Origin of the sequence: Streptomyces sp. ActVer, from assembly GCF_027270795.1 — a bacterium.
In the GTDB taxonomy this organism is placed as follows: Bacteria; Actinomycetota; Actinomycetes; order Streptomycetales; family Streptomycetaceae; genus Streptomyces; species Streptomyces umbrinus_A.
Window position 1 is genome coordinate 1 of record NZ_JAPWHT010000879.1, and the last position, 1,450, is coordinate 1,450.

A 1,450-nucleotide genomic window follows, 5' to 3' on the forward strand; every position below is an offset into this window, starting at 1 on the left:
TACGAGATCGACCACATGAAGGAAGAGCTCTTCGCGCGCGTGCCCACCACGGAAGAGGCTCAGCTACTTCAGCTCTCCCGTGGCCGCCCGGCATCTGAGCGGGGACGAGCCGGTCTGGGCGCAGCAGGCCGCCGGGAACGCCCGCAGCGTGCGGGCCTTCCAGGCGGCCGGGTTCCGTCCGGTCGGGGCGGAGGCACTGCTGATCGCCCGCTAGGGAGCGAGCGGCAAGTCGGTGTCGGGCCGGGGGCCGGGGCTCAGTGCCAGGGCTCGTAGTACGGGTTGCTCTCGCAGTCGCTCATGATCTCGGTCTTGGTCTTCTTGTCGACCGGGCAGACGCCGATGATGTACTTCCGCGCGATACCGCCGGGGAAGGCGACCTCGACCTGGTCGGCCCACTTGTGGGTGTCGCCGATGGTCTTGTTGACGTCCACGCCGCCGGGAGCGTCGATGTAGTAGTTGTAGCCGCTCTTCCACCACGTCTTGTAGAGGTCGTGGTCGTACGTCGTGGAGACGTACGGGGAGGGCTGGTTGACCAGGACGTACTGCTCGATGTCGTACTGGCCGTTGATGACGTCCCGCGGGTGGAGGCCCTGCTCGAAGACGATCGAGGGGCCGCGGCCGTCGCTGCGGTAGAGCGTGCCGCAGGTCTTGCGCCAGACGGGCTCGGGCGTGATGCGGTCGACCTCCACGCGGTGGTCCGCGGCGGCGTGGACCGGGTCGGCGAACTGGGGACACGTGGGGGCGGCGGCCTTCGCGGCGAAGGCCGTGGGTGCCTTCGCCGTGGTGTCGGCGGGGAGCGTCGCCGCGGACGTCGCGAAGACGGCCGAGAGGGACAGGACGACGGCAGCGGCCCGCCGCCGCAGGCGAGTTGTGATCATGAGGAGCACGATCTCGGTTCTGCGGGGGCGGGCCGTGGATCTTCACTCGTACGGCGGCGTGCCGCCGACGGGCGTTGCCTCGGGGCCGTCTCAGCGGAAGATGCCCGTGTGGCCGAGGGAGCAGCGGCCCGGCCGGGGGGACACCGCAAGGCCGTGCGGGCCGTTGCCGACCGGGATGCGGGCGAGCTGGGCACCGGTGCCGGTGTCGATGGCGTACACCTCGGAGTTGTAACGGCCCGACAGCCACAGGACCTTGCCGTCGGCCGAGACGCCGCCCAGGGCTCGGGCGGTGGCCGGGTCGCTCCGGCCGTGGAAGGTGAGGGCGATGCGGGGGCGTGACGAAGGGGGCGGGTGTGTCTGTGGCGGCCAGGTCTGCGGTGGTTCTGAGGGCGGCGCGACGATCGGGACGTGTCACGCGCACCATTTAAGGGTGACTTGTGGGGAAAAGTGGCGATTGGGCTGGTCGGCGGGTGGGGCGGGTCGCTGCCGCACGGATTTCGCCCCCGCCGCCCCTACCCTCCCCCACTCTCGGCTTCGCTCGAGCGGGGGGACCCCCATCGTCCCTTACTCAG

General features: G+C 70.6%; 1 protein-coding gene and 2 pseudogenes. 1 reads left to right on the plus strand and 2 read right to left on the minus strand.

The window, feature by feature from the left end; all coding sequences use genetic code 11:
* Window positions 1-82 precede the first annotated feature (82 nt).
* A pseudogene (locus tag O3Q52_RS53020) lies at window positions 83-214 on the plus strand (GNAT family N-acetyltransferase); the annotation flags it as partial.
* 40 nt (window positions 215-254) lie between these two features.
* Here O3Q52_RS53020 and O3Q52_RS53025 read toward each other — a convergent pair.
* Together O3Q52_RS53025 and O3Q52_RS53030 are read right to left on the minus strand one after the other, a co-directional pair.
* Window positions 255-878, minus strand: coding sequence for an ADP-ribosyltransferase (locus O3Q52_RS53025; protein WP_269655539.1), 624 nt, complete (start codon window positions 876-878; stop codon window positions 255-257).
* 90 nt (window positions 879-968) lie between these two features.
* Window positions 969-1,157, minus strand: a pseudogene (locus O3Q52_RS53030) (YncE family protein); the annotation flags it as partial.
* Window positions 1,158-1,450 lie beyond the last annotated feature (293 nt).